This is a genomic window from Microvirga subterranea (assembly GCF_003350535.1).
Lineage (GTDB): Bacteria > Pseudomonadota > Alphaproteobacteria > Rhizobiales > Beijerinckiaceae > Microvirga > Microvirga subterranea.
On the sequence record NZ_QQBB01000001.1, the window covers coordinates 440,152 to 465,852 of the forward strand.

The following is a 25,701-nucleotide window of genomic DNA, read 5'->3' on the forward strand; positions in this document are numbered from 1 at the left end:
CCCGGCTTTGTCAATGTGACGGCGGACATGGCCGGTGGCCGGGACGGTCCGGTCAGGCCTGCGGCAGCGGGCTCTCGGCCACCACCACGAGGCCGCCTGTCTCCTGGGACACATGGGCGCTGATGCCGAAGCTCGCCGCGAGCTTTTCCGGGGTGAACACCTCGGCCGGGGGCGCATGGGCCTGGAGGCGGCCCCGGTCGAGAAGCACGATCTCGTCGGCGAATCGCGCCGCCAGGGTGAGGTTGTGCATGATGGCGACCACCAGCGCTCCGGCCCGGGCCTGGGCCCGGAGCACCTCGAGCACCATCAGCTCGTGGCGCGGATCGAGGGCCGCGACCGGCTCGTCGGCCAGGAGAACGGGCGCTTTGGTCGCAAGGGCTCGGGCGAGCAGCACCCGGGCCCGCTCGCCGCCGGAGAGTTCCGTAGCGGGACGGTCGGCGAAGTCCCGCACGTCGGCGGCCGCCATCGCGTCCTCGACGGCCCGGCTTCCGGCCCCGCCGAGGGAATCGGGTCTCTCTCCGTGCGGCAGGCGCCCGAGAGCCACCACGTCGCGGACCGGCAGCGGCCAGGCGACGCCGCCGTTCTGGGCCAGGTAGGCGATGGCCCGCGCCCGGTCGGCGGCGCGGAGCCGGGCAACCGGCTCCCCGTCGAGGGTGACGGCGCCGGCGGCCGGCGTCACGAGCCCCGCGAGGCTGCGCAGGAGGGTGGTCTTGCCGGCCCCGTTCGGCCCGACGATGACGGCGAAACGGCCCGACTCGAAAGCGAGATCCACGCCCGACAGGGCCCGGCGGGACCCGAGATCGATCGACAGGGAGCGGGCGACGAGGCGCTTCATGCGGGCGTCTCCGCCAGTTCCGCCTTGCGCCGGGCGATGACCCAGAGGAAGAGCGGCACCCCGAGAATCGCGGTCAGGACCCCGATCCTCACCTCGGTGCCGGACGGGATGAGGCGCACGGCGCAATCGGCCGCAAGCAGCAGCGCCGCGCCCGCAAGCCCGGCCGGCACCAGGGTGCGGGCCGGGTCGTAGCCGACCAGCGGCCGCACCAGGTGCGGCGCGACCAACCCCACGAAGCCGATCGAGCCGGCGACCGCCACCGAGGCGCCGGTCCCGACCGCGGCGCCGGCCACGACGAGAAGCCTCAGGCGGCGCAGGTCGACCCCGAGGCTCTGCGCCGTCTCCTCGCCCAGGGCCAGGGCCCGCAAGGACGGGGCCGCCGCCAGCACGAGGGCCGAGGCCGCAAGGATGAACGGCAGGGCGAGCCACACATGGGTCATCGACCGGTCCTCGAAGGAGCCGAGCAGCCAGAACACGATCTCGGTGACCGCAAAGGGATTGGGCGAGAGGCTGATGGCGAGCGAGGTCCCGGCCCCGGCGAGGCTTCCGACCGCGAGCCCGGCGAGCACGAGCACCACCACGGTGGCGTTTCGTCCCGCCACCGCCACCACGACCGCGATGGAGACGAGCGCCCCCGCGATGGCCGCGACCGGGAGGGCCCAGGACAGGGCGCCAACGAGGCCGAAATAGAGCACCAGCACCGCCCCGAGAGCCCCTGCCTGCTGCGCGCCGAAGACCGACGTATCGGCGAGCGGGTTGCGCAGCAGCCCCTGCAAGGCCGCACCCGTCAATCCGAGGATCCACCCGACCAGGAGCGCCAGGATGGTGCGGGGCAGGCGGATCTCCCGCACCACCACGCCAGCGCTGCCCTGGTCCGACACGAGCGCCTTCGCGGCGGCGACGACCGGGATCGGCGCCGGCCCGACCGCGAGCGAAGCGAGGCTCAAGGCCGCGAGCAGAATCGCGAGGCTTGCGATGAGGGAGGGCCGGGAGGCGGGCATGAGCACCGATTGCGTTGACGCCTCCGCGATAGCAACAGCGCCCCCCGGTGTCATCCTCGACGTTTCTTCCTTCCTGTTGCGGGAGGGGAAACCTGGACCCCCATGCCGACAAAGCGGGTTCGATCCCGCGTCGGACCGTGCTACGAAGCAGGCCAAGCCCGTGAAAACCAACGCTCAGAGCCCGGCATGAATCCGCTTTTCGCCAACCTGCCCACCACCGTCTTCGAAGTGATGTCGAGCCTCGCCCGGGAGACGGGCGCCATCAATCTCGGCCAGGGCTTCCCGGACGATCCGGGCCCGGAGGACGTCAGGCAAAAGGCGGCGGACGCGGTGCTCAACGGCTACAACCAGTACCCGTCCATGATGGGCATCCCGGAGCTGCGCTCCGCCATCGCGGCCCATTACCGGCACTGGCAGGGCGTCGACCTGGACCCCGCCACGGAGGTGATGGTCACGTCCGGCGCCACGGAGGCGCTCGCGGGCGCGATCCTCGGCATCGTCGAGCCCGGCGACGAGGTGGTGCTGTTCGAGCCCATGTACGACGCCTACCTGCCGCTCGTGCGGCTTGCCGGCGGCGTGCCGAAGTTCGTGACGCTCCAGCCGCCCCATTTCCGGCTCACCGAGGAGGCGCTGGCGAAGGCCTTTTCCCCGAAGACCAAGGCGGTGCTGCTCAACAACCCGCTCAACCCGACCGCCACGGTCTTCGCGCCCGAAGACCTGACCCTGCTGGCCGATTTCTGCCGCCGGTTCGACGCCATCTGCATCAGCGACGAGGTGTGGGAGCACGTGGTGTTCGACGGCCGCCGCCACCAGCCGGTGCTGGCGCTCCCCGGCATGCGCGAGCGCTCGGTGAAGATCGGCTCGGCGGGAAAAATCTTCAGCCTCACGGGCTGGAAGGTCGGCTTCGTGTGCGCCGCGCCGCACATCATGAAGGTGCTGGCGAAGTCGCACCAGTTCCTCACCTTCACGACCCCGCCGAACCTGCAGGTCGCGGTGGCCTACGGCCTTGCGAAGGACGACGCCTATTTCGACGGGATGCGGCGCGACTTCGCCCGCAGCCGCGACCGCTTCACGGCGGGGCTCAACACGCTGGGCTTCGACGTGATCCCGAGCCAGGGCACCTACTTCGTCAACATCGACATCGCGCCCTTGGGAGAGACCGACGACGTGGCCTTCTGCCGCCGCCTCGTGACCGAGCACGGCGTCGCGGCGATCCCGGTCTCGGCCTTCTATGCGCAGGGCGCCGTGAAGAACGTGGTCCGCTTCTGCTTCGCCAAGAAGGACGCGACGCTCGATGCGGGCCTCGAGCGTCTGGCGAAGGCCCTCAGGCGGGCGGCCTGACGGCGGGCTTATCCACCGGGCCGACTTCAAGATTGTTTCTTGCGCCGGAAGCTCTTAGCCTCACGCCGTTTGTCCCCCCTTCGAACCAGAGGAGTTCCCACCCCTGATGATCCGTACTCTCGCTTCCCTTGCCCTGGCCCTTGGCCTTGTTACGGGCGCCGCCGCTCAGGAGCGCGTCGTCAACGTCTACAACTGGTCGGACTATGTGGATCCGAAGGCGCTGGACGAGTTCACGAAGCAGACGGGCATCAAGATCGTCTACGACACCTACGACAACAACGAGATCGTCGAGACGAAGCTGCTCGCCGGCAAGTCCGGCTACGACATCGTCGTGCCCTCCGGCCCGTTCCTGCAGCGGCTCATCGGCGCCAAGGTGTTCCAGAAGCTCGACAAGTCCAAGCTGCCGAACCTCGCCAACCAGTGGCCCGAGGTGACGCAGCGGCTGGCCGTGTTCGATCCGGGCAACCAGTACGCCGTCAACTACATGTGGGGCACGACCGGCATCGGCCTCAACACCAAGAAGGTGAAGGACACCCTGGGCGACATGCCGCTCAATACCTGGGATCTGGTGCTAAAGCCCGAGATCGCCTCCAAGCTCAAGGCCTGCGGCATCTACATGCTGGATTCCCCGGAGGACCTCTTCCCCGGCGTGCTCGCCTATCTCGGCCTCAACCCGGATTCCAAGCGGGTCGAGGACCTGAACAAGGCCGGCGACGCCCTGTTCCGGGTGCGCGGGAACATCCAAAAGTACCATTCGTCCGAGTACATCAACGCCCTCGCCAACGGCGACATCTGCGTGGCGGTAGGCTATTCGGGCGACATGATCCAGGCCAAGAACCGGGCCGAGGAGGCGAAGAACGGCGTCGAGATCTCCTACGTGATCCCGCGCGAGGGCGCGCTCATGTGGTTCGACAGCTTCGCGATCCCGGCGGACGCCAAGAATGTGGCCGAGGCGCACGAGTTCATCAACTTCATGCTGAAGCCCGAAATCGCCGCCATGAACGCGAACTTCGTGTCCTACGCATCGGGCAACCTCGCGGCCAAGCAGCACATCAAGCCGGAGATCCTCAACAATCCGGGCATCTATCCGGACGAGGCCACCATGAAGCGGCTCTTCACCAACACCGCCTACGACGAGCGCTCGCAGCGCACCGTCACCCGGCTCTGGACCCGGGTGAAGACCGGCCGTTAATCGGCCGCTCAGGATCGCCCCGGCATCATCCGCCACGCCTGCTGCTCCGCCGCTTCGGCGGAGCAGCCGTTTCAGGGAGACCCTTCATGCGCCTCGCTACCCTTGCGGCCCTGGCCACCCTCGCGTTCGCCGCCCCGGCCCTCGCCCAGACCGATGCCGGACGCCACCAGCCCACGATCAGCGTCGTCGGGACCGGCGAGGTGGAGCTCAAGCCCGACTTCGCCCGCGTCTTCGTGACCGTGGCGACCCAGGCCGACACCGTGGCGCAGGCCGCCAGCTCGAATCGCGCTGCGACCGAGCGGGTTCTCGCCCGCATCGAGGGCCTGGGCATCAAGAAGGAGGACATCCAGACCGCGAACTTCCAGGTCTTCCAGACGCCGACCCAGTACACCCCGGACGGCAAGGAGGTGAAGGCGCCGAAATTCTCCGCCAACCATCAGCTGCGCATCACCACCCGCGACCTCGACGGCGTCGGGCGGCTCGCTGGCGAGATCCTGGCGAGCGGCGACATGACGTTCCAGTCCGTCTCGTTCGGCCTCGACCGACAGGAGGAAGGCGCTGACCGGGCCCGGGAGGCGGCCGTGCGCGACGCCAAGCGCCAGGCCGAGGTCTATGCCTCCGCGGCGGGCGTGGGGCTCGGCCGGCTGATGGAGATCCGCGACGGCTCCGCCCAGCCCTTCGAGCCGCGCCCCGAGATGCGCATGCAGATGGCCCTCGCCAAGGGCGCCGATTCGGCGGTCCCGATCGTGCCGCCGGCGACGATCCGCTACACGTCGAGCGTCCAGATGGTGTGGGAGATGGCCGCGCGTCCTTGAGGCGCCGCCCTTACAGGGTGCCGCGCTCCGGCGGCTTCGCCTTGTCCTCGTATTGCCGGTAGACCGCCTGGGCGACGGTCAAAAGCTCGTCCCGGCCGAGGCTGCCGGTCACCACGTAGGAGCAGCCCTCGTCGATCCACGAGAACGCCGAGACCCCGTTCTGGCTTTCGAACCGGAAAGCCGTTTCCTTCTCGGCCGCGCTGGAGCGGGCATAGAGCGTCAGCCGCTGCCCGCCGTCGTTCTGGTACATGAAGAGAGCCGCGGGCTCCGCGCCTGCCGGCAGGAGGCGGCCGCCGATGAGGCGGTAGCCCTGGGCGGTCAGGTTCGGGGCTACGAGCGGGTGGCCGACCCGGCGCGACAGCCATTGGACGAGATGGGCCTCCTGGTCGGCCGCGACCTCCACCGGGTGCAGCCGCTCGCCCACATAGGTCCGGTAGGCGGTGATCGCGTCCCGGGCGGCGGTGTCCGCAGCGGCCTGGCGCAGCGGCAGGCCGTCCTTCGCCAGAAACGCACCCCCGGCGGCCCCGACGGCGAGGCCGATCGAAAGCCAGATCGCGGCCGCGGCGGCCGCGGCCGGCCGGAAGCGCGCCGGGCGACGGCCGGCCTCCACGAGATGGGCGACCCGCAAGCGGGCGGGAATTGGCTCGGCCGCCTTGAAGGCGAGCCGGTCGCGCAGGGCCTGGCGCTGCTCGGCCTCGACGGCGACGCGCGACGCGGCGGCCGGACTGTCCGCCAGATAGGCCTCCACGGACCTCAGGCGGCCGGGCGCGAGCCTGCCGTCGAGATAGGCCTGCAGATCGTCCTCGCCGATGGGACGCTCGTCCGTCACTTGATCCTCCTGAGGACGGCGCTGCGCCCTCCCTCCATGAACCGTCTCATTCTTTCCCGGGCCCGGCTGAGCCGCGACATCACCGTGCCGATCGGGACATCGAGCACCCGGGCGGCCTGTTCGTAGGACAGATCCTCGACCCCGACCAGCAGGAGCACGGAGCGCTGCTCCTCGGGAAGCGCGTCTAGGCCGGTGAGGATGTCCTTCAGGCCCGCGCTCCCGTCCGCATGGCCGTCGGGAGCCGCGACCTGATCGAGGGTCTCGACTCCCACCTGCTGCCCGCGCTGCCGGCGCTGCCGCAGGCTGTTGAGGAAGAGGTTGCGCTGGATGGCGAAGAGCCAGGCTCTCAGGTCGCCGTCCTGCCGCCGCTGGTGCCAGCGGCTGATGGCGCGCTCCAGGGTGTCCTGCACCAGATCGTCCGCCGTCTCGTCGTCCCGGAGCAGGGCCCAGGCGTAGCGCCTGAGCCCGGGGATCTGCGGTTCGAGAAGCGATGCGATCTCGTCCAAGGGGCTAGCTCCTCCTCCGTCGTCCGGCTGCCGCATGGAATCGGGCTCCGGTCAGACGGGGGGCTCGGACCGGAGGATCCTGGCGTGGAACACGGACCGGCAGCCCCGGCTCGCATAGGACAGGAAAGGACGCTTCCCGCCAAGGACGAAGACCTTGCCGACGGTCCTGAAGCCGATCCTCTGGAGGCCCTTCTGCGATGCGCGGTTGTGGGACTGGACGCAGCTGACCAGCCCCTGGAAGTTCTGCTGCGCGAGGAAGGACTGCATGGCCTTGGCCACGCCGATGCCGTAGAGCCGGCGCCCGCGGAATCCGGGCGCCGTGAAGGCTTTGTACATGTAGACCCAGCCGGGGTTGAAGATGGCCGTCAGCGAATCCTGGATCGGGGTCGGGCCGCTGGCGAACCACGCATAGGCGCCCAGCGCCCCGTCCTGAACGAAGGCATGGCAGCGGTCCCCGCGCGCGAGCGCCGCCGCGATGAAGGCCTCGTCGAGCTCCAGGGACGGGTCCGCCGCGGAAAAGCGCCGGATCTCGTCGTGATTCAGGAAGGTCCAGTGCTCCCCGGCGCCGGCGACGAGCCCCCAGTCGATCTCGGCCCGGGCCAGAACCACGATCCGGAACACCATCAGCATGGCGGCGCTGTTCGCCAGCCGATAGGCCAGATGGAACAGGGTGCTGGCAAGCCCGTGGCGTGCCGCATAATTTCGAATGCGGTCGAGAACCATCTGTCGCTGCAGGCCGGGGACGCCCCTCGAGTGCTGACTGATCATGCCTGCCGACAATAAGGCGCGCGGGCACAGGTGCACTTAGCCAAGGCGAGGTAACTCCCTCGGCTGTTCGGGGTACGTCCCTCGCATCACGCCGCGACGTCCCGGCCACGAGCCCGCTCCTCAAGGCGCCGCCACGTGCCAGACCTGGTTGACGCCGTCGCCGGTCACGTCGCCGGCCTTGGTGTCCTTGACCCAGGTGTAGAGCGGCTTGCCCTTGTAGGCCCATTGCATGGAGCCGTCGTCGCGCTTCACGACGCTCCAGTCGCCCGACGCCGCGGCATTGGCGGGCGCCATCAGGGGCGGCCAGTTCTGGGCGCAGGTGCCATTGCAGTTCGACTTGCCGGCCGCATCGCGGTCGAAGGTGTAGAGCGTCATGCCCTTCGCGTCGACGAGGGCCTTGCCCTTGGTCGTATCGGCGACCTTGGCCGGGGCCATGGATTGAGCCGCCGCGCCCGTCGCGGCCAGGAGCGTCGCGGACAGGATGATCGAGCATGCCGAAAGCTTCATGAGAGTTCTCCCCAGGATCTTGGTTGATCACGACCTATAGACACGGCCGCCTGGGCCTTTATTCCCGCACGAGTGAAAGACGGCGACGTCGCGGCCTGTGGCCCTTGCCGGCGGAGCGCTTCCCCTTGAGGGCGGTTCCGATCGTCCCATTTACGAACCGAACCTTATTGCGGGAGAGCCGATTGCGCGATCTTCCTTCACGGCGGCCGATGCAGACGAAAGCCGGTGACCATCCCGGAGATGTCCTGATCCGCAAGCTCGAGCAGCGCGACCGGCTCTCCGAGGAGGAGAAGAGCGTTCTCGCAAGGGCGGTCGCGCGCATCCGGGAGTTCGCCGTGGACGAGGACCTCGTCAGGGAGGGCGAAAGGCCCACGGAGAGCACCCTGCTGATCGACGGGTTCGCGGCCCGGTACAAGGGACTGGCGGATGGGCGCCGTCAGATCACCGCCATTCACGTCGCGGGCGATTTCGTCGACCTCCACAGCTTCCTGCTGCACCGGATGGACCATGGGGTGGTGGCCTTGAGCCCCTGCCGGACGGGGGCCGTGCCGCACGAGACGCTGCGCGAGATCACCGAACGTTATCCGCATCTCGCGCGCCTGCTCTGGCTCAACACGCTGATCGACGGGGCGATTCATCGCGAATGGCTCGTGGCGATGGGCCGGCGGCCGGCGGTCAGCCAGATGGCCCACCTCATCTGCGAGCTGTTCCTGAGGCTCCGGGCCATCGGGCGGACCGAGGGCGGCAGCTTCCGGCTGCCCCTGACCCAGGCGGAGCTCGGCGACACCCTGGGCCTCTCGACCGTCCATGTGAACCGGACCCTGCAGGAGCTCAGGGCAGCCGGGCTGGTCACCTGGCGCGACCAGATCGTGACGATCAACGACTGGGACGGTCTGGCCGCCATGGCCGAGTTCGATCCGTCCTTCCTCTACCTCGAGAGCGAGCCGCGCTGATCCCCGGCTGCCGCTGCGGCAGACGTCAGGCGGCCTTCGGGAATTCCGTCATGATGGCATAGAGGGCGGCGGCGTCCCGGGTGGCGCGCACCCGCTCAACCAGGCCCGGCTCGCGCAGGACGCGGGCGACCCGCGACAGGGCCTTCAGGTGGTCGGCGCCCGCTCCTTCGGGGGCCAGGAGCAGGAACAGGACGTCCACGTGCTGGCCGTCGAGCGCCTCGAAGTCGATCGGCTTCTCCAGCCGCGCCACGAGCCCGAAGATCTTGGTCAGGCCGGGGAGCTTGCCGTGCGGGATCGCGATGCCCTCGCCGATGCCGGTCGAGCCGAGCCTCTCGCGCTGGAGCAGCGCCTCGTAGATCGCCGCGGCCTCCAGGCCGGTGAGACGGGCAGCATGGGCGGCAATTTCCTGGAGGGCTTGTTTTTTGCTGTTCACGCGCAACGCGGGCAGAACGGCTTGAGGGTCTAGGAAGTCCAGCAAGGGCATCGATCAAGCTGCATATGTTGTGAAGCCGATTCGGCCTCGTGCCGTTCCAAGCAAGTCTTGGGCCAAAACAACGGTCAGTCCTCTGGATACGGGCTCCTTCAGGGCTGCGCCGGCGGAGGGTCGACCCAGCCGATCGCCCCGTCGCCGCGGCGGTATACGACGTTCACGCGGCCAGTGCCAGCATGGATGAACACGAGCGCGGCCGCCCCGGTCAGGTCGAGCTGCATCACGGCGTCGCTCACCGAGTAGCGGTGCAGCGCCTTGGTGGTCTCGGCGATGACGATCGGGTGGTAGCCCTCCTGCACGACCGTCTCGTCGGTGGGGGCCTCGAACACCGCATAGGGCGCCTCCAGGCCGGAGGGCCGCTCGGCGGCCTGGGCCACATGGTCCTTGATCCGCTGCTTGTAGCGGCGCAGGCGCCGCTCGATCCGGTCTGCGGTCTGGTCGAAGCTCGCATAGGCGTCCTGGGCGGCTCCGGAGGCCTCGAGGGTGACGCCCGAGGCGAGGTGGAGCACGCAGTCGGTCCGGAAGCCTGCGCCGTCGCGCGCCACCGTGACATGGCCCGTATAGGTGCCGTCGAAATACTTGCTCAGCGCGCCGGCCACGCGCTCCTTCACCTGGGACCTCAGGGATTCGCCGATATCGAGATTCTTGCCGGATATCCTCAAGGTCATGGCGTTCTCCTCTGGCGTTCTTCTTCCAGCGGGTGGGCCCGTGGGTGACGCTGGGTGAAATGATGATGGTTTGGGGACGCAATACAAGACTTGATGTTGAGCTTCAGGATGTCTTCAATCGGTGTTTGCCCCTCCGGCGTCGGTCGGCCGAGGACGGGATGCGCAGGGCCTCCCGGTATTTCGCGACGGTCCGCCGGGCGACGGCCATGCCCTCCGCCTTCAATTTTTGGGCAATTGCATCATCCGACAGCACGGCGTCGGGCGCCTCCGCGTCCACGAGCTGCCTGATTCGATGACGCACGGCCTGGGCGGAATGGCCGCCCTCCCCGGCCGCGGCCCCGAAGAAGAACCTCATGCCGAGAACCCCGCGGGCGGAGCCGATCGCCTTGTTGGCGACGACGCGCGAGACAGTGGATTCGTGCATGCCGATGGCCTGCGCGACGGTCTTGAGGGTGAGCGGGCGCAGAGCCGGGACGCCCTGGCGGAAGAATCCCTCCTGGTGCCGCACGATCTCGGTTGCGACCTTCAGGATCGTGCGGGCGCGCTGGTCGAGGCTGCGGGTGAGCCAATGGGCGGTCTGCAGGCATTCCGAGAGGAAGAGCTTGTCCTTCTCGCTCCGGACCGACCGGGCCACCTCGGTGTGATAGGACCGGTCGAGGAGAATGCGGGGGAGCGTGTCGGGGTTGAGCTCGACCAGGAAGCTGCCGTCGGGGCCGTCCCGGACCAGTACGTCCGGGACCAGCACATCGACCGGCGCCGACGCGAAGGCGAGGCCAGGCTTCGGCTCCAGGCGGCGTAGCTCGGCCAGCATGTCGGCGAGGTCCTCCTGGTCGACGCCGCAGAGCCGCCTGAGGGCCGCGAAGTCCTGCCGGGCCACCAGGTCGAGCCGTCCGAGAAGCGCCTCCATGGCGGGATCGAGGCGGTCCCGCTCGCGCAGCTGGATCCGCAGGCATTCGGCGAGGGTGCGGGCCCCCACGCCGGGAGGGTCGAAGCCCTGGATCACCCCCAGCACCGCCTCGACCGCTTCGGGCGTCGCCGGCACCCGTTCCGCGATGTCAGCGAGGTCGTCGGTGAGGTAGCCGGCCTCGTCCAGGCTGTGGATCAGGTGGCGGCCGATCTCGTGGCTGACCGGGTCGGCGAGAGCGAGATCGAGCTGCGCCTCGAGGTGCTCTGCGAGGCTCGCGGCGCGCGCGAGGGTCGCCTCCAGCTCGGGCTTGAGCTCGGCGTCCCCGCCGCCGGACCGGGACGCGCCGCCGGACGGCCCGGCCGTCACGGGCAGCGGGCGCGGCGGCGGCTGGCCGCCGCCGGGCCGGGGTGCCGGGGGCTTGCGGAGCGGGGAAGCGGGAAAGGCGCCGCCCTCGGCCTCCTGCAGGAGCGGGTTGCGCTCGAGCTCGGCCTCCACGTAAGCGACGAGCTCCGCATGGGAGAGCTGGAGCAGCTTGATCGACTGGAGCAGCTGCGGGGTCATGGCCAAGGTCTGGCCCTGGCGCAGTTCAAGCCGTTGCGTTGCGCTCATGACCGCATCCAGCCGCCCTCGGCACGGGAGAAACCCTGCCGCCTATCTGTACTGTGGCGCCCCGTGGGCGTCAAAAGGCAAGGATTCCTAGAGCGTTCTGCGGCCCCGACGCTCGCCCGTCCGGGCGGCGCATCAGGCCTCGGCTGCCTTCGGCTGCTTTTCCGGATAGAGCGAGAAGACGAGATCCTGGGCGGGGAGCGGGTAGCCGAAATAGTACCCCTGGGCCTCGGTGCAGCCGGCGGCGAGGAGGTGCCGATACTGCTCTTCCGTCTCCACGCCCTCGGCGGTGGTGATCATGCCGAGGCTCGACCCGAGGCGGGTGATGGACTGGACGATGGCGAGGCAGTCCGCCCGCGAGGTCAGCTCCCGGATGAAGGACTGGTCGATCTTGATCTTGTCGAACGGGAAGCTGCGCAGGTAGCTGAGCGACGAGTAGCCCGTGCCGAAATCGTCCATGGCGATGCACACGCCGAGCCGCCGGAGCTGGTGCAGGGTCGCGAGCGTCATCTCGTTGTCCTGGAGCAGGACCGATTCGGTGATCTCGAGCTCCAGCCGGCTCGGGCAGAGACCGGATTGGGTCAGCGCCCGGTCGACCGTCTCGACCAGGGTTCGGTTGCGGAACTGCACGGGCGAGAGGTTGACCGCCACCTTGATGCCGTCGGGCCACTGGGCGGCCTCCTGGCACGCCTGCTCGATGACCCATTCGCCGAGCGCCGAGATGAGGCCGATATCCTCCGCGACCGGGATGAACTCCGCCGGCGAGACCATGCCGCGCTCGGGGTGCTTCCAGCGCAGGAGCGCCTCGAACCCGCTGATCTCGTGGCGGCGGATGTTGATCTCCGGCTGGTAGGCGAGCGTGAACTCCTTGTTGGCGAGCGCCTTGCGCAGGTCCGCCTCGAGCAGGCGCCGGGCCTGGAGCTGGGCGTCCATCTCGGGCTCGAAGAACCGGTAGGTGCCGCGCCGGTCGGACTTGGCGCGGTAGAGCGCAAGATCCGCATGCTTGAGAAGCTGGTCCGGGGGGACGCGGCCCTCGGTCGCCAGCGCGATGCCCACGCTGGTGCCGATGACGATCTCCTGGCCGTCGACCTCGTAGGGTGCCCCGATCGCGTTGATGATGCGCGCCGCCAGCGACGCGCAGTCGTTCGGATCGCCCACGGTGCATTGCAGGACGGCGAATTCGTCGCCGCCGAGGCGCGCGATGAGGTCGCCGTCGCGCACGCAGGAGCGCAGCCGGTCGGCCACGGCCTTGAGCAGCTCGTCGCCCGTCTCGTGGCCGAGCGAGTCGTTCACGTCCTTGAAGCGGTCGAGGTCGAGGCAGAGCACCGCGATGGTCGTGCCTTGGCGATGGGCCGCCGCGAGCGCCTGGTCGAGCCGCTCGCGGAACAGCACCCGGTTCGCCAGATCGGTGAGCGCGTCGTGATGCGCCATGTAGGCGATCTGCGATTCGGCACGCCGCCGTTCCGTGATGTCCTCGTAGGTGGCGATCCAGCCGCCGCCGGTCATGGGCTGGTGCGAGACCGAGAAGGTCTCACCGCCGGGCTCCTCCTGGATGAAGGAGGCGCGGCGACGGTCGCGGATCAGCTCCTCCTGCTGCTCGCAGATGGCCCGCAGGGCCGCGAGGCCGGGCGTGTCGGTGCGGTCGGCGCCCCGGGTCAGGCGCTCGAGGGTCACGCCGGGCTTGGCCCGGTGGTTCAGGCCGAAGAGCTCGCTGAAGCGCGCGTTGAACACGATGATGCGGCCGTCGCCGTCGACCATGCACAGGCCGTGGGACATGTTGTTGAGCGCCGCGTCGAAGCGCTCGTTCTGCATGCGCAGCTCGTGCTCCTGCGCCTGCAGCACCTCGTTGCGGTTCTGAAGCTCCTTGTAGGCGAGCCCCAGGGCCTTGTTGGCGTCCTCGAGCTCGGCCGAGGTCGCCTGGAGATTGCCGGCGAGCGTCCGCAGCTCCGCCTGGGCTCGTTCCAGCAGCCGGTTGTGCCAGCCGAGCAGGCCGAGGAGCACGATCCCGGTGAGGATGAGACAGGCCGCCAGCCCCGAGAACAGCCAGTGCAGGCGTATGAGTTCGTGCTGGTCCTCCGCCACCCGCTGGCCGCCGTAATGGTTGGCCGCGGAGGCCATGTCGATCAGCTGGGTTTCGAGCGGCTGAAGAAGCGTGTAGGCGCGCACGGCGTTGCCGGGCGCGTCGATGGCGTCGATGAGGGGCTGCACCTCGGCGAGGACCTCGGCGAGGCGCTTCACGGTCGCCTGGCGCTCGGGATCCCGCTCGACAAAGGACTGGAAGTCGCCGTCGCTGAGCAGCTTTGCGCGGCTGAGAAGGATGTCGTAGCGCAGCTGCACTTCATCCTTGTCGACGCCGGTGCCCGGAATCCCGTAGGCGTTGAGCCGCTGGCCGAGCCGGACGAACTCCGACACGGCCTGGCTTGCGAGCCACGAGATGTTGTAGCGCGAGACTTCCTTGAGGGCGTTCTGGCGCTCGACCACCAGAACCGAGATGTAGACGGCCGACAGGAGGAAGCTGGCAATGACGACAGCAAGCACCAGTTTGAGCGTGCGCAGCGACAATGGCAGTCCTCCGGGGACGACGTCAGGCGGCCGTCACTTTACGATAATCTTGGCCACCTGCCAGACGGATCGGCCGTAGAAGGTCTGATTCTTCAGCTCCGGCTTACTATCGAACGGGTAGATGACGAAGAGGGGCCCCTTGTCGCGGACGGGCATGTACTCGCCGTTGCGCTTGAGGGCGAGGATCACGTTGTATTTGGAGAAATCCTCCATGGGGATTTCGCTGCTGTAGTCGTTGAGCGCCACGAAGACGGCGCGTTCGCCCTTGGCGCCCACGCGCTTCATGAGCTTGTCGAGGGAGACGCCCTCGAACTTCACCGGGCCGTTGTACCAGGGCGTGTTGGTCTCGATCGTCTCCATGCCGATGGCTTCGAGCATCGCGCGGTCGAACTGCGCGGTGTTGTCCTTGTTGGTGGTGTCGATCTGGCCGGAGATCGTCAGGATCGGCTTGTCGGCCGGAGCCGGGAGCGGATCCGCGCCTGCGGCGCCGGCACCCATGAGCGCAGCGACTGCCACGGCAAATATAACGATATGTCGTTTCACGTAAGCCCCGATCATTCTATTCCCCGGATCCTGGTCGGAAAAACTGTTATCAAGAACAAGCATAATAGGTGAGTTCTAATTATTCCTTTAAGAAGTGTTTTGTCGCAGAGGAATAGGATATAGCTTTTGCGCGAACATTGAGCGTCACGCTTCGAAGCCAGCCGTGACACTAGGTAATGAAAAAGGCTTCGTACAATAGGGCATTAGGTCGATTATGAACTTCCACTCCACCGGAATGAAATTCTCCCGGCTGTGCAATGAGGCGCTCGATCAACCGATCGACGAAGCGGAGCGGACAGCAATGATTGCTGCGGCCGCCCGGAAGGTCGAAGAACTCTTCGACGTTCTGCGCATCGATCATCAGAACGACCACAACACGCGCGAGACCCCGCAGCGGGTCGCGAAGATGTTCGTCGAGGAAATCCTCCAGGGCCGCTACACGGCGCCCCCGAAGATCACCGAATTCGACAATGCCCGCTCCTACGACCAGCTGATCGTCACGGGGCCGATCGAGCTGCGCTCCATGTGCGCGCACCACCTCATGCCGATCTACGGCCACGCCTATATCGGAATTCTTCCGGCCGCCGACGGCAAGATCATCGGATTGTCCAAATACGACCGTATCGTGGATCACTTCGCGTCCCGGCTGCAGATCCAGGAAGAGCTCGTCAAGCAGATCGGGGACTACGTGGTGGACATGACAAAGCCCCGCGGCCTCGCCGTGCGCATCAGCGCCGTCCACATGTGCAAGACCCAGCGCGGCGTGCGGTCGAGCCGCCGCAGCCGCATGGTGAACACCTGCTTCTGGGGCGAGCTCGCCACCAGTCCCGAGCACAAGAGCGAGTTCCTGCAGGAATGCATCGCTCTCGAGCGCGGATCGCCCGAGTAACCGTCGAAACCCGATTGAGCCCGTTGAAGAGCCTCGCATGAACCTGTCTGTCGCGATCCCGGCGCTTGCTGCCGAAAACCGTCCCCGCGGACGCGAAATCTACCGCTCCACGAAGGCCTACGATCACGCGGAGGGGCTGTCGTGCTGCTTCCGGCAGTGGCGGGCCACCCATTCCCATTGCCGGCTGATCCACGGCTACGCCCTGGCGTTCAAGTTCGTCTTCGCCACCTTCGAGCTCGACGAGCGCAATTGGTGCTTCGACTTCGGCGGCATGAAGCCCGTGAAGGCGTGGCTGAAGGACCTGTTCGACCACACCATGCTGGTGGCCGAGGACGATCCCGAGCTCGAGCGCTTCGAGGCCATGCACCGGGACGGCCTGATCAATCTCCGGGTGCTGCCGGCGGTGGGCTGCGAGGCGACCGCCAAGCACGTGTTCGACCACGTGGCCTCCTTCGTGCACGAGGAGACCAACGGCCGGGTCTGGCTCGAGAGCGTCGAGGTCAAGGAGCACGGCGGCAACTCGGCGATCTATTCCCGCTGAGCTTCGGGAGACGGCGGGGTCCGGGTCGCGAGCCACAGGCCTGCGGCCACCGCCGCGAGCCCGAGCACGGCGCCCGGCGTCAGCGCCTCCCCGAGGAGCCAGACGCCGAGGAACGCGGCCGTGACGGGGCTCAAGGACAGGAAGACCGTCACCCGGGTCGGGGTGGTCTGCTTGAGGGCCCAGAGCCACAGCACGTAGCCGATGCCGCTTGACGCCCCGATGAACAGGATGGCGGCCCAGCCCGGGCCGCTCAAGGACGGCGGGCCCAAGAAGAGCCCCTCCCCTCCGGCCAGTCCCGCCAGGAACGCCACCGAGGCCGCCATGGCGACCGTCCCGAGCGGCAGGGTCGGGTAGCGGGCGAGATAGGGCCGGTAGAGGACCGAGCAGACGGCGCCGCAGAGGGCTGCGCCCAGCACCGCGGCCGCACCCAGCCACTCGGCGCTTCCGCCCCCCGTCAGCACGCTCTCGCCGAGCGTGACGCCGACGCCCGCGATGCTGAGCAGGACCCCGAGGGTCTTCGGGCCGGTGAGGCGCTCGCGCCCGAGGATCGCCGCCACCACCATGGTGAGAAGCGGAAACGTGGCGAAGAGCAACGCCGCGCGGGTCGAGGGCATGAGGCGAAGCCCGATGTTCAGAAGTGCGATCAGCAGCCCGAACTGCCCGATGCCGAGCGCCATGATGCCGAGAAGGTCGCGGCGCGCGAAACGGATCCGCCCCGCCGCCGGCAGGAAGGGCAGGAGGCAGAGGACCGCGATGGCGTAGCGCAGCAGCGCGAGCGACGCGGGGCCGATCTCCTGCACCACGAAGCGCGTCGCCACCATGGCGGCGCCCACCTGCACGCCGACGCCTGCCGCGGCCGCGAGGGCGAGCCCGTCCCGCGCGCGGGTCACAGGTCGAGATTCCAGTTCTGGCCGACCAGGTCCTTGCCGAAGGAATGGTGGCGCTCCTCCTCGACGAGACGGAAGCCGGCCGCCTCGTAGATGCGCCGGGCCGACACCAGGATGTCGTTGGTCCAGAGCGTCAGGGTGCGATAGCCGCGCTCGCGCGCGAAGCGGATGCACTCCTCCACCAGCCGGCGCCCGATCCCAAGGCCGCGGGCCGAGGCCTCCACGTAGAGCAGGCGCAGCTTCGCAACTTCGTCCGACTGGCGCACCAGGAAGACGCTGCCGACGATCCCGCCGTCGCGCTCGGCGATCCAGGCATTCTCCCACGCCGGATCGAACCTCTTCACGAAGGCGGCGGCGATCTCCGCCACCAGGGCCTCGAAGGTCTGATCCCAGCCGTACTCGGTTGCGTAGAGAAGCCCCTGCCGGTGGACGACCCAGCCGATGTCGCCGGGCCGTAGGCCGCGCAGGCGAAAAGGCTCGTCCGCGTCCGGCGCGCCGCCGAGCAGACGCTGGACCCTGCGCATGGCGCCGACGAGATCCTCCCGGTCGGCGGCCGACAGCCGGCCCAGCATGGCGGCGATCTGGTCGTGGGAGGCCCGGTCGAGCGGCGCGAAGGCCGCGCGTCCGGCCTCGGTCAGGGACAGCACCGACTGCCGGGCGTCGGTCTTCGATGGGGTTCGGGTCAGGAGCCCCTTCGCCTCGAACCGCTTCAGCAGGCGGCTCAAGTAGCCGGCGTCGAGACCGAGGTCGCGGCCGAGGTCGGAGGCCGTGAGCCCTGCCCGCTGGGCGAGCTCGTAGATCACCCGGACCTCCGTGAGGGAGAACGGGCTGTCGTAGAGATGCTCCTCCAGGAGGCCGATCCGGCGGGTGTAGAAGCGGCTGAAGGCGCGGAAGGCCGCGACCTGCTCCTCCTGAGGCGAGGCGGGAACGTGATCCATGGATCCCTCCTGTCGATGCAAGAGGGTTCCCTAGAAACTTGACTGAGTCAACTAATTCGTCCGCCGCGCCGCGGTCGTCGCGAAAAGCAGGCTAGAGACGGAAATCCTCGCCGAGGTAGAGGCGGCGAACCTCCTCGTTGGCCACGATCTCGTCCGGATGGCCCTCGGTGAGGACGCGGCCCGAATGGATGATGTAGGCGCGGTCGATGAGGCCGAGCGTCTCGCGGACGTTGTGGTCGGTGATCAGCACGCCGATGCCGCGGCGGGTCAGGTGGCGCACCAGGTTCTGGATGTCGCCGACCGCGATCGGGTCGATGCCCGCGAAGGGCTCGTCGAGCAGCATGAAGGTCGGCTCGCCGGCGAGCGCGCGGGCGATCTCGCAGCGGCGGCGCTCGCCGCCCGAGAGGGCGATCGAGGGCGACTTGCGCAGGCGCGTGATGTTGAACTCGTCGAGCAGGGCGTCGAGCTTGCGCTCGCGCTCCTTGCGGCTCGGCTCGACGATCTCGAGCACGGCCCGGATGTTGTCCTCGACGTTGAGGCCCCGGAAGATCGAGGCCTCCTGCGGCAGGTAGCCGATGCCCAGCCGTGCCCGGCGGTACATGGGCAGGCCGGTGACTTCGTGCCCGTCGAGGCTGATGACGCCGCGATCGGCCATGACGAGCCCGGTGATCATGTAGAAGATCGTGGTCTTGCCGGCGCCGTTGGGCCCGAGTAGGCCCACCGCCTCGCCGGCCCGGACGTTGAGGGCCGCATCGTGCACAACGGTGCGGCCGCGGTAGCTCTTCTGCAGGCCCTTCACGGCCAGCACGCCGGGGCCGCCGAACACGGACATGTCGGCGGTGGTCCCGTAAAACGATTGGTCGAGTCCGCCCCGCGGCGCATCGACGAGGCGCGCGTTCGACGGGGCTGCGGGGGAACGGTTGAACAAGGGCTTCAAGAGACTGTTCGCTTCACCAATGAAAACGGGCCCGGAGGCTCAGTTCGTCGCCGGCTTGCCGGAGGCGGGCTTGGAATTGCCGGCGCCGGTCGGGGCTGGGCCGCCGCTGCCGGGCACGAACAGCGCCCTCACGCGCCCGCCGGGCTTCGTCTCGACGTTGGCCACGCCGGTGTTGATGTCGTAGACCACGCGTTCGCCGCGGGTGACGTTCGGGCCGTCGCTCAGCGCCGCGTTGCCGGTGAGGAAGATCTTGTTCGAGGTCCGGTCGAAGGTGGCGTTGTTGCCGGTGGCGACCTGGGTCTTCGATACGATCGTGACCGGGCCCTGGCAGTCGATCTTCTTGATCGAGCTGTCGTCCGCGCCCTGCGGACCGGGCGCGGCAGCCTGCCCGCCCTGGCGGTTCTGCTCGTAGAACACGGTCATCTGGGTGCAGTTCATGGTGCTCTCGCCCTGCACCGCCACCACGTTGCCGGCGAAGACCGCGCGCCCTTCCTTGTCGAACACGTCGAGGCGGTCGGCGTCGATCTTGATCGGCTCCTTGCTGGATCCGAAATTGCCGAAGCCGACGGCGCGCTCCTTGCCGGCGCCAACCTGGGCGGAGGCGTCCGGCGCCCAGACGGGCGCCGACAGGAGAAGGACGCCGGCGATGGCGGCGAGGCGGGTGATCGTCATGGGCGGACACTTGTCGGTTGCGCCGGCAGGCTGGTGGAGCCCGTGCCGGCTGGAGCGGGGGCGGAGGCGTCGGCCGCGGCGTTGGCGGCATTGAAGGTGGTGCTGACCCGGCCCTTGAAGTGCATGACCTTGCCGTTGTCGGACACCTCGAGGCCCGTGGCCTCGATGACCCCGTTGGGCAGGGTGACGGTGACGGGCTCCTTCGACACCACCGTGCCGGCCTTGAAGTCCACGAAGGCCGAGCGGAGCAGGACCTGCTGGCCGCCATCCGTGTGCACGCGAACGTCCTGGCGCAGGTTCATCTGCTCCTTCTGGGTGTTCAGGATCCCGACGGCGGCCTCGAGACGGGCGGTGCTGCCCTTGTCGTCGGTGATGAGGCGCGCCCGCAGGTCCTTCAGCTCGACCAGGTTGGGGTTCTTCACGTCCTGGGTGGCGGCGCTCGCGGTCACCTCGTAGGGACGGTTGTCATTGCGAAAGCCCGTGAGCTTCGGGCTTTCCATGGTGACGTTGGTGCCGCTGACCGAGATGGGCCCGACGGACAGACCCTCGATCTTCCGGAACGGGTCGAGATAGGCGACCGCGCCGATCCCGGCCGCGGCGACGAGGGCGCCGACCGGGATCGCCACCTTGGCGAAGCGGACCAGGCGGGAATGGCGCTGCGCCTTGGAGTAGGCGCGCGAACGCACGCCCGGCACGGAGGCCGGACCATCTCCGATGGTGATGCCCTTGGTTCCCGCCACTGATGAATGACCCCTTCCGCCCACGTTGGACCGGTGCCATGGCCGAGAGCCGTGGCAATGTTGTGACGGAGATAGGATTTATGGCTGAAAGTTTAAAGCTGCGTCAACTATGCGCGAAGATGTCCGTGTCCGGCCAGCCTAAAAGATCCAGCTGTGCGCGAGTCGGCAGGAACGAGAAGCACTGGTGCGCGATGCCGAGCCGGTTCTCCCGCTCCAGCATGCGGTCGAGCCTCTCGCGCAGGGCGTGGAGGTGCAGTACGTCCGAGGCCGCATAGTCGAGCTGGGCCTGGGTGAGCGTGTCCGCGCCCCAGTCGGAGGATTGCTGCTGCTTGGAGATCTCGACGCCGAGTTGCTCGCGCAGGAGATCCTTGAGGCCGTGCCGGTCGGTGTAGGTCCGCACGAGCCGCGATGCGACCTTGGTGCAGTAGACCGGGCGCGGCATGATCCCGAACGAATGAAACAGCACCGCGAGATCGAAGCGGGCATAGTGGAAGATCTTGAGCACGCTCTCGTCGGCGAGCACCCGCGCCAGGTTCTCCGGAACGGGCGCGTCCTTGAGGATCTGCACCACGTCGGCGGTGCCGTCGCCGGTGGAGATCTGCACCACGCAGAGCCGGTCCCGGTGAGGGTTGAGGCCGAGCGTCTCGGTGTCGATCGCGATCGCCTCGCCGGGCTGGTAGTCCGCGGGCAGATCGCCGCGATGGAAACGGGTCGTCATGAGAGGTCCAGGAACCGAGGAATGCCGCCCCCGCCTCTAGCGCGTCTGCGGCCCGGCTTCAACGAGCGATGGAAGGCCCCGCCTTCGCGGCGGGGTTTTCCGGCTTGTCGGGACGACCTAGTAGCAGGTCTGGACCCGGCGCACGACCACGCGGCCATAGCGGTTCACGACGCGACGCCGCTCCGTGACGCAGGAGCGGGCCGGGGCGTAATAGGCCGGCCCATAATAGCCCGACGGGCCGTAATAGGGGTTGGTGGCAGCGCCCGCGATGGCGCCGAGGGCGAGGCCGCCAATCAGGCCCGCCGCCACGGCGCCGCCGTTGTCGTACCGCCGGTAATAGGGATAGTAGCCGCCGTAATAGCCGTAGCCGGGTCCGTAATAGGCGGGCCTGTAGCCGCCCCGGCCATAGCCGTAGCGGGGCGCGTAATAGCCGCGGCCCCAACCGCCGCCGTAGCGCGGGCCGTAATAGCCGCCCGTCACGACGGGACGTGCCGCCGGGCGGAAGCCGGCCGCGGGCGCGAACCCCGTGCCGGTGACCGGAACGCCGCGGTAGAAGACACGGGGCTGGGTGGTGACGAACTGCGCCGAGGCCGGGGTCGGTTGGAACGCAGCCACGGCGCCGAGCGCAAGGGCCGCGACGGCGAGGGATTTCAGCGAACGACTCATGGTGCCCTCCGGGACACAGCCTGTTCCAAGATGGTTGTGACAACGATCCTGGGAGTTGGGATGTTCCGCCTTTGTCTTGCTTTGCCCTGCGTTTCCCGGCCGCGGCACCCGCGGGATGTCGCATGCCCTTGGATCGGATCCTCCGGCATCCTTTTCCCGCCCCCGATGCCGCGATATCCGCCAGTAAATCGGGGTCATCCCAAGGACTTATTCTCGCTTGGAATCTGCCAATACTTTGGCGGGGAACCACGTTTGCTTCCGGCCGTTGGCTCACCGTCCGAATAAGCCGACAATACGGAATGGAACATGAGCAAGAAAGCAACTCTCCTCGCCGCCACCCTTCTGCTTGGCCTGCCGGCCCTCGCCCAGGCCCAGACCACCCGTGCCCTGCCCGACCAGCCCGGCGCCTCGGAATACGCGCCCGGCCAGCGCGCCAAGTCGTCCACGACCGGACAGAGCGCGACCGATTTCGCGCCCGGCCAGAAGGCGAAATCCTCGATGACCGGCGAATCGGCGAAGTCATTCGCGCCGGGCCAGAAGGCTAAGGAGCCGCACTCCACCGGCACGCTTCATCGCAACCGATAAAACCCCTGTAATTTCAAAGGAAGGGCTCGGCTTAAGCTGAGCCTTTTCCATTTTCTACTTCGATATCTTTCCGCAAGCGTGGCAGGAGAATACGAAAATCTGTTCATCACCAAAAAGAGATTGTGCGCAACCTATGCGGCCAACCTGCGTTGCAAGTCCGATGCAAACAGCCCGCCCGGTCCGTGGCGGTGCCTAACGATGGAGAAGATCGATGCGACGCATCCTGCTGACGACTGCCACTCTCGGCGCCCTGACCCTCGGGGCCGCCGGCGCCATGGCCCAGACGGCCGCCCCGGTGCCGAACGCCAGCGGCTCCCAGGTGACCAACCCGAACACCTACGGCGCGACCGTGCCGCAGAACCAGGGCGCCGCGCAGGCCATCCCGGCCGCGCCCGGCATGACCGGCACCTGCGCTCCGTCGCCGAACGCCAGCGGCTCCCAGGTGACCAATCCCTGCACCTACGGCTCGACCGTGCCGCAGAACCAAGGCCAGCCCGGCATGATGGGTGCGCCCGCCGCCACCGGCTCGATCGCTCCTCCGGTGCCGAATGCCAGCGGCTCGCAGGTCACGAACCCGAACACCTACGGCGACACCAAGCCCCAATAACCTCCCCGTCTTCGACCATCGTTCAGGATGCGGACCAGGAGCGCCCGGCGCACCACGCCGGACGCGTCCCGCATCCCGATGGCCGCGACGACCCAGCAGCGCAGATCCGGACCGGCCGCGAGCCCGACCGGACTGCGCTGAACTCGTTCCGGAGGATCCCGAGCCGACCGGGGGCTCGTCTCCGGGCAGCGGCATAGACCCGCAAAACTGCTTAGATTCCATAACCTTAGCACTTCCGAAACCTGACACGGATGCGGAACGGCGCCGGCCTCAATCCGTTCTGTCTCCTGTGTGGAGGCTCCCTGTCGGAGCTCCGAAGTTGAGGGAGAGAATTCGATGCGGATCACGATGTTGGCCACGGTCGCTGCGGCGGCCCTGTCGTTGAGCGCTGCGGCCATCGCCCAGACGAGCGGCGGCTCCTCCGGCAGCACGGGCGGCGGCAGCGGCGGCGGCGCCGTCTCATCACCCAGCGGCGGCGGCACGTCGGGTGGTACCTCGGGCGGCACCTCCGGCGGCGCCTCGACCGACACGGGCGGCACCAGCGGCGGCGCGTCCGGATCGACCTCGGGCGGCACGAGCGGTGGCACGGGTGGTACGGGCGGCGGCTCCGGCGGCACTTCCGGCGGCGCTTCCGGCACGACGTCGGGTGGCACGTCCGGCGGCGCCAGCGGCACCTCGTCGGGCCAGACCGGCGGCGCCGCGGGATCGACGTCGGGCTCCACGTCGGGCGGTGCGGCATCGAGCGGCACGCGCAGCACGACCACGACCGGCAGCACGTCGAGCTCCGGCAGCGTGAACGTGACGTCCGAGCAGCGGACGGAGATCACGCGCGCCTTCACGAGCGTGAACGTGGAGCCGGTGCGCGAGGTGAACTTCAGCGTCAGCGTCGGGTCCGTCGTGCCGACCACCGTGACGACCCTGCACACCTGCCCGAGCGAAGTGGTGCGCATCCTGCACGGGCTGCCGGAATGCCGCTACATCGTGGTGCGCGACGAGATCGTCATCGTCGAGCCCAAGACCCGCAAGATCGTGACGGTGATCGAGCGCCGCGGCTGATCCGCAGCCGGGCGCTTCACACGCGATCGAACAATGTGGGGGCCGGCATTGCCGGCCTCCATCGTTTCATCAATGCTGCGGCGGGCGCACTGCCGGATGCGCCTGGAAGAAGCGCAGCATCTCGCGGCTGGCGTCGGGTCCGCGCGGATCCGTGTACGATCCCGCCGGGCTCCCGCCGGACCAGGCGTGGCCTGCGCCATGCAGCACCCATTGCTCCAGCATCGGATGACCGTTCTCGTCGGTCTGCACCGTGCGGGTATAGCTCACGCCCCCCGGGCTTTGGCCGCGATCGACGGTGGCGCGAAGATCCGATGCCGCCTTCGACTGCGCGATGACGTGGTCGCCGTTGACGGGGTGCACGGTCTTGTCGCCGTCTCCGTGGAACACGATGGTCGGCACGGTGCGTCCGGCGTGGCGCGCTGGTGCACCGCCTTGGCGCATCGCCGCGAAGGCCGAGGCGACGTCGCGCGCCGCCCCGCAGGCGAGGCCCGAATGGACCCCGACCGCCGCGTAGAGATCGGGATAGGTCGCACCCATCACGGCCGCCGCCGCGCCGCCCGCCGACAGGCCCGCCACATAGACGCGCCCAGGCGCGACGGGAAACTCCTCCATGATCGCCCGGGTGATGCCGGCGATGAGCGCGGGCTCGCCCTGATCGCGCTGCTGGTCGGAGACGTTGAACCAGTTCCAGCATTTCTGCACGTTGGCCGACTTGGTCTGGGCCGGATAGGCCACGAGAAAGCCCTCCTCCTCGGCCAGTTCGTTCATGCGCGTTCCGGCCGCGAAGTCGTCCGGCGACTGGGTGCAGCCGTGCAGCATCACCACGAGCGGCAGCGGCTCGCCGGTGGAGCGCGCCGGGACGTAGAGCTTGTAGGCCCGGCGCCCGGCCGCATTGGCGAAGACCCGCTCCTCGAAGCGCGCCCCCTCCGGCAGCGGAGCCGGGGCTTGGTTCGGCCCCCGGTCGAGGCCCGGCAGCGTTCCCGGTTCGCCGATGCGGCCGAGGAAGTCCCGCAGCGCCTCCGGCATACCGGCAGGCGCGAGACCGTGCGGAAGCCCGGTCCAGGACGCTCCTGCCTCCGCCTGCCGGTCGCTCTCGCGCGGCGCCTCCTGGTCCGGCGCGGTCCAGGACCCGTCCGCTGCGCGAGGGGGCTGCAGGTCGATGACCGAGGCCTTCTGTCCTGCGGGAGAATCGCCCGGCTGCGGCGCCGTCGCTTCCTTGCCCGACAAGGCGTTGCGGATTGCGGCCATCGCGTCGGAAAGCCGGCCGGCCCGGGTGAGGCGCGTCACCTCGGCCATGGCGGTCTTGAAGGGGGAGTTCATGGGAAATGTCCTGTTCTTGGCCGGACGCATCCGGCGGAAGGGGTGTGATCGGGGCAGCGCTCAGCGGATGCGGTCGCGCAGGGCCTCCTTCACGGCCGCGCTCGCATGGAGCGCGCCGAGCACGTGAAGGGACGCGATGGTGTCCCGCGCCAGCTCCGGCGTGACGTCCGGGGCGATGCTGGCGAGCCCGAGCACCTGGATGTGGAGGCGCTCGCCGGCGGCCTTGGCGGCTTCGAGATCCTGCCGGGTGAAATGGCGCAGGCCGAGATCGAGCTGGTGCCGCTCGACGGATTTTTTGACGTTGTCGTTGTGCCGGTCGAGCTGGTTGCGGATCGCCGTGCGGATGAAGTCGGTGCGGTTCGAATAGAAGCCCTCCTGCACCAGGAGGTCGATCTGCCCGAGATCGACGAAGCCGAGATTGATCGTGATCTTCTCGCTGTCGGCCGCCTTGGGCCTGAGCTCCTGAATGCTCGCGGTCATTCTACCATCCTTTCACCATCCGTATGGATGGTAGATGGCGACGGGGGACGGAGCCTGCAAGGGCCGTCATCGTGAACGGCGTGCCCGTGAGGATTATTGGTCTGAGTGGCGAACGGGCTTAGACTCGCCCGGAGGACTGTCG

The 25,701-nt window shown here is 68.5% G+C and carries 30 protein-coding genes; 9 read left to right on the forward strand and 21 right to left on the reverse strand.

Annotated features, from left to right (window positions below):
- Positions 1-52: 52 nt before the first annotated feature.
- Both DES45_RS01945 and DES45_RS01950 read right to left on the reverse strand, forming a co-directional pair.
- Positions 53-835: an ABC transporter ATP-binding protein gene (locus tag DES45_RS01945; protein WP_114768281.1), complete on the reverse strand. Its 783-nt coding sequence runs from the start codon at positions 833-835 to the stop codon at positions 53-55.
- On the reverse strand, positions 832-1,836 hold the full coding sequence (locus DES45_RS01950) for a FecCD family ABC transporter permease (RefSeq protein ID WP_114768282.1): 1,005 nt from the start codon (positions 1,834-1,836) through the stop codon (positions 832-834). Before DES45_RS01950 ends, DES45_RS01945 begins: the two co-directional genes overlap by 4 nt.
- 186 nt (positions 1,837-2,022) lie before the next feature.
- Here DES45_RS01950 and DES45_RS01955 point away from each other — a divergent pair, with 186 nt between their 5' ends.
- The 3 genes from DES45_RS01955 to DES45_RS01965 all read left to right on the forward strand — a co-directional run bounded on the left by DES45_RS01955 (position 2,023) and on the right by DES45_RS01965 (position 5,184).
- Positions 2,023-3,177 carry an aminotransferase gene (locus tag DES45_RS01955; RefSeq protein WP_114768283.1) on the forward strand — a complete coding sequence of 385 codons (1,155 nt, stop codon included), beginning with the start codon at positions 2,023-2,025 and terminating at the stop codon, positions 3,175-3,177.
- Between the two features lie 106 nt (positions 3,178-3,283).
- Positions 3,284-4,369: a polyamine ABC transporter substrate-binding protein gene (locus DES45_RS01960; protein ID WP_114768284.1), complete on the forward strand. Its 1,086-nt coding sequence runs from the start codon at positions 3,284-3,286 to the stop codon at positions 4,367-4,369.
- Between the two features lie 86 nt (positions 4,370-4,455).
- Positions 4,456-5,184 (forward strand): SIMPL domain-containing protein, encoded by a 729-nt coding sequence (locus tag DES45_RS01965; protein WP_114768285.1) that lies wholly within the window; start codon positions 4,456-4,458, stop codon positions 5,182-5,184.
- Between the two features lie 10 nt (positions 5,185-5,194).
- Here the strand turns inward: DES45_RS01965 and DES45_RS01970 are convergent, their stop codons facing one another.
- The 4 genes from DES45_RS01970 to DES45_RS01985 all read right to left on the reverse strand — a co-directional run bounded on the left by DES45_RS01970 (position 5,195) and on the right by DES45_RS01985 (position 7,794).
- Positions 5,195-6,013 (reverse strand): anti-sigma factor family protein, encoded by an 819-nt coding sequence (locus tag DES45_RS01970; protein ID WP_114768286.1) that lies wholly within the window; start codon positions 6,011-6,013, stop codon positions 5,195-5,197.
- A complete protein-coding gene (locus DES45_RS01975) occupies positions 6,010-6,519 on the reverse strand; it encodes an RNA polymerase sigma factor (RefSeq protein ID WP_114768287.1) in 510 nt (169 codons plus the stop codon). Before DES45_RS01975 ends, DES45_RS01970 begins: the two co-directional genes overlap by 4 nt.
- Before the next feature lie 51 nt (positions 6,520-6,570).
- The gene (locus tag DES45_RS01980) at positions 6,571-7,242 is read right to left on the reverse strand and encodes a GNAT family N-acetyltransferase (protein WP_114768288.1); all 672 of its coding nucleotides are present in this window, start codon (positions 7,240-7,242) and stop codon (positions 6,571-6,573) included.
- A 165-nt stretch (positions 7,243-7,407) separates the two neighbouring features.
- On the reverse strand, positions 7,408-7,794 hold the full coding sequence (locus tag DES45_RS01985; protein ID WP_114768289.1) for a COG4315 family predicted lipoprotein: 387 nt from the start codon (positions 7,792-7,794) through the stop codon (positions 7,408-7,410).
- A 209-nt stretch (positions 7,795-8,003) separates the two neighbouring features.
- On the opposite strand from DES45_RS01985, the gene DES45_RS01990 reads away from it, so the two are divergent.
- Positions 8,004-8,747 carry a Crp/Fnr family transcriptional regulator gene (locus DES45_RS01990; protein WP_114768290.1) on the forward strand — a complete coding sequence of 248 codons (744 nt, stop codon included), beginning with the start codon at positions 8,004-8,006 and terminating at the stop codon, positions 8,745-8,747.
- A 25-nt stretch (positions 8,748-8,772) separates the two neighbouring features.
- On the opposite strand, the gene ptsN is transcribed toward DES45_RS01990, so the two are convergent.
- The 5 genes from ptsN to DES45_RS02015 all read right to left on the reverse strand — a co-directional run bounded on the left by ptsN (position 8,773) and on the right by DES45_RS02015 (position 14,478).
- Positions 8,773-9,231, reverse strand: coding sequence for a PTS IIA-like nitrogen regulatory protein PtsN (ptsN, locus tag DES45_RS01995; protein ID WP_114768291.1), 459 nt, complete (start codon positions 9,229-9,231; stop codon positions 8,773-8,775).
- Between the two features lie 98 nt (positions 9,232-9,329).
- A complete protein-coding gene (hpf, locus tag DES45_RS02000; protein ID WP_114768292.1) occupies positions 9,330-9,905 on the reverse strand; it encodes a ribosome hibernation-promoting factor, HPF/YfiA family in 576 nt (191 codons plus the stop codon).
- 103 nt (positions 9,906-10,008) lie between these two features.
- A complete protein-coding gene (rpoN, locus tag DES45_RS02005; RefSeq protein WP_114768293.1) occupies positions 10,009-11,421 on the reverse strand; it encodes an RNA polymerase factor sigma-54 in 1,413 nt (470 codons plus the stop codon).
- A 132-nt stretch (positions 11,422-11,553) separates the two neighbouring features.
- On the reverse strand, positions 11,554-13,980 hold the full coding sequence (locus tag DES45_RS02010) for a putative bifunctional diguanylate cyclase/phosphodiesterase (RefSeq protein WP_114768294.1): 2,427 nt from the start codon (positions 13,978-13,980) through the stop codon (positions 11,554-11,556).
- A 33-nt stretch (positions 13,981-14,013) separates the two neighbouring features.
- Entirely contained in the window at positions 14,014-14,478 is a 465-nt protein-coding gene (locus DES45_RS02015) for a putative pterin-binding protein (RefSeq protein WP_114768803.1), read from the reverse strand.
- Positions 14,479-14,824: 346 nt separating this feature from the next.
- Between DES45_RS02015 and folE the strand changes: the two genes are divergently transcribed.
- Positions 14,825-15,412: a GTP cyclohydrolase I gene (gene folE / locus DES45_RS02020; protein WP_170151362.1), complete on the forward strand. Its 588-nt coding sequence runs from the start codon at positions 14,825-14,827 to the stop codon at positions 15,410-15,412.
- A gap of 37 nt (positions 15,413-15,449) precedes the next feature.
- Positions 15,450-15,953 carry a 6-pyruvoyl trahydropterin synthase family protein gene (locus tag DES45_RS02025; protein WP_114768296.1) on the forward strand — a complete coding sequence of 168 codons (504 nt, stop codon included), beginning with the start codon at positions 15,450-15,452 and terminating at the stop codon, positions 15,951-15,953.
- Here DES45_RS02025 and DES45_RS02030 read toward each other — a convergent pair.
- The 7 genes from DES45_RS02030 to DES45_RS02060 form a co-directional block, all read right to left on the reverse strand.
- Positions 15,941-16,843 (reverse strand): DMT family transporter, encoded by a 903-nt coding sequence (locus tag DES45_RS02030; protein WP_245429693.1) that lies wholly within the window; start codon positions 16,841-16,843, stop codon positions 15,941-15,943. The two genes, DES45_RS02025 and DES45_RS02030, sit on opposite strands and share 13 nt — an antisense overlap.
- Complete coding sequence (locus DES45_RS02035) at positions 16,840-17,778, reverse strand: bifunctional helix-turn-helix transcriptional regulator/GNAT family N-acetyltransferase (RefSeq protein ID WP_114768297.1); 939 nt, start codon at positions 17,776-17,778, stop codon at positions 16,840-16,842. Before DES45_RS02035 ends, DES45_RS02030 begins: the two co-directional genes overlap by 4 nt.
- 91 nt (positions 17,779-17,869) lie before the next feature.
- Positions 17,870-18,706 carry an LPS export ABC transporter ATP-binding protein gene (lptB, locus tag DES45_RS02040; protein ID WP_245429694.1) on the reverse strand — a complete coding sequence of 279 codons (837 nt, stop codon included), beginning with the start codon at positions 18,704-18,706 and terminating at the stop codon, positions 17,870-17,872.
- A gap of 48 nt (positions 18,707-18,754) precedes the next feature.
- Positions 18,755-19,387 carry a lipopolysaccharide transport periplasmic protein LptA gene (gene lptA / locus DES45_RS02045; RefSeq protein ID WP_114768298.1) on the reverse strand — a complete coding sequence of 211 codons (633 nt, stop codon included), beginning with the start codon at positions 19,385-19,387 and terminating at the stop codon, positions 18,755-18,757.
- Entirely contained in the window at positions 19,384-20,127 is a 744-nt protein-coding gene (gene lptC / locus DES45_RS02050) for an LPS export ABC transporter periplasmic protein LptC (RefSeq protein ID WP_170151363.1), read from the reverse strand. The genes lptA and lptC overlap by 4 nt, the downstream gene beginning before the upstream one ends.
- A gap of 103 nt (positions 20,128-20,230) precedes the next feature.
- A complete protein-coding gene (locus DES45_RS02055; protein ID WP_114768300.1) occupies positions 20,231-20,845 on the reverse strand; it encodes a ribonuclease D in 615 nt (204 codons plus the stop codon).
- 117 nt (positions 20,846-20,962) lie between these two features.
- Positions 20,963-21,511: a hypothetical protein gene (locus tag DES45_RS02060; RefSeq protein WP_114768301.1), complete on the reverse strand. Its 549-nt coding sequence runs from the start codon at positions 21,509-21,511 to the stop codon at positions 20,963-20,965.
- Between the two features lie 306 nt (positions 21,512-21,817).
- Here DES45_RS02060 and DES45_RS02065 point away from each other — a divergent pair, with 306 nt between their 5' ends.
- A complete protein-coding gene (locus DES45_RS02065) occupies positions 21,818-22,096 on the forward strand; it encodes a hypothetical protein (protein WP_114768302.1) in 279 nt (92 codons plus the stop codon).
- A gap of 211 nt (positions 22,097-22,307) precedes the next feature.
- Positions 22,308-22,703, forward strand: coding sequence for a hypothetical protein (locus tag DES45_RS02070; protein WP_114768303.1), 396 nt, complete (start codon positions 22,308-22,310; stop codon positions 22,701-22,703).
- Here the strand turns inward: DES45_RS02070 and DES45_RS25955 are convergent.
- On the reverse strand, positions 22,679-23,530 hold the full coding sequence (locus tag DES45_RS25955; RefSeq protein ID WP_147282329.1) for a hypothetical protein: 852 nt from the start codon (positions 23,528-23,530) through the stop codon (positions 22,679-22,681). The genes DES45_RS02070 and DES45_RS25955 overlap by 25 nt on opposite strands.
- Between DES45_RS25955 and DES45_RS24700 the strand changes: the two genes are divergently transcribed.
- A complete protein-coding gene (locus DES45_RS24700; RefSeq protein ID WP_170151364.1) occupies positions 23,502-23,759 on the forward strand; it encodes a DUF1236 domain-containing protein in 258 nt (85 codons plus the stop codon). The genes DES45_RS25955 and DES45_RS24700 overlap by 29 nt on opposite strands.
- A gap of 69 nt (positions 23,760-23,828) precedes the next feature.
- Here the strand turns inward: DES45_RS24700 and DES45_RS02080 are convergent, their stop codons facing one another.
- Positions 23,829-25,079 (reverse strand): extracellular catalytic domain type 1 short-chain-length polyhydroxyalkanoate depolymerase, encoded by a 1,251-nt coding sequence (locus DES45_RS02080; protein WP_114768305.1) that lies wholly within the window; start codon positions 25,077-25,079, stop codon positions 23,829-23,831.
- Positions 25,080-25,139: 60 nt separating this feature from the next.
- Complete coding sequence (locus DES45_RS02085; protein WP_114768306.1) at positions 25,140-25,559, reverse strand: CopG family transcriptional regulator; 420 nt, start codon at positions 25,557-25,559, stop codon at positions 25,140-25,142.
- Positions 25,560-25,701 lie beyond the last annotated feature (142 nt).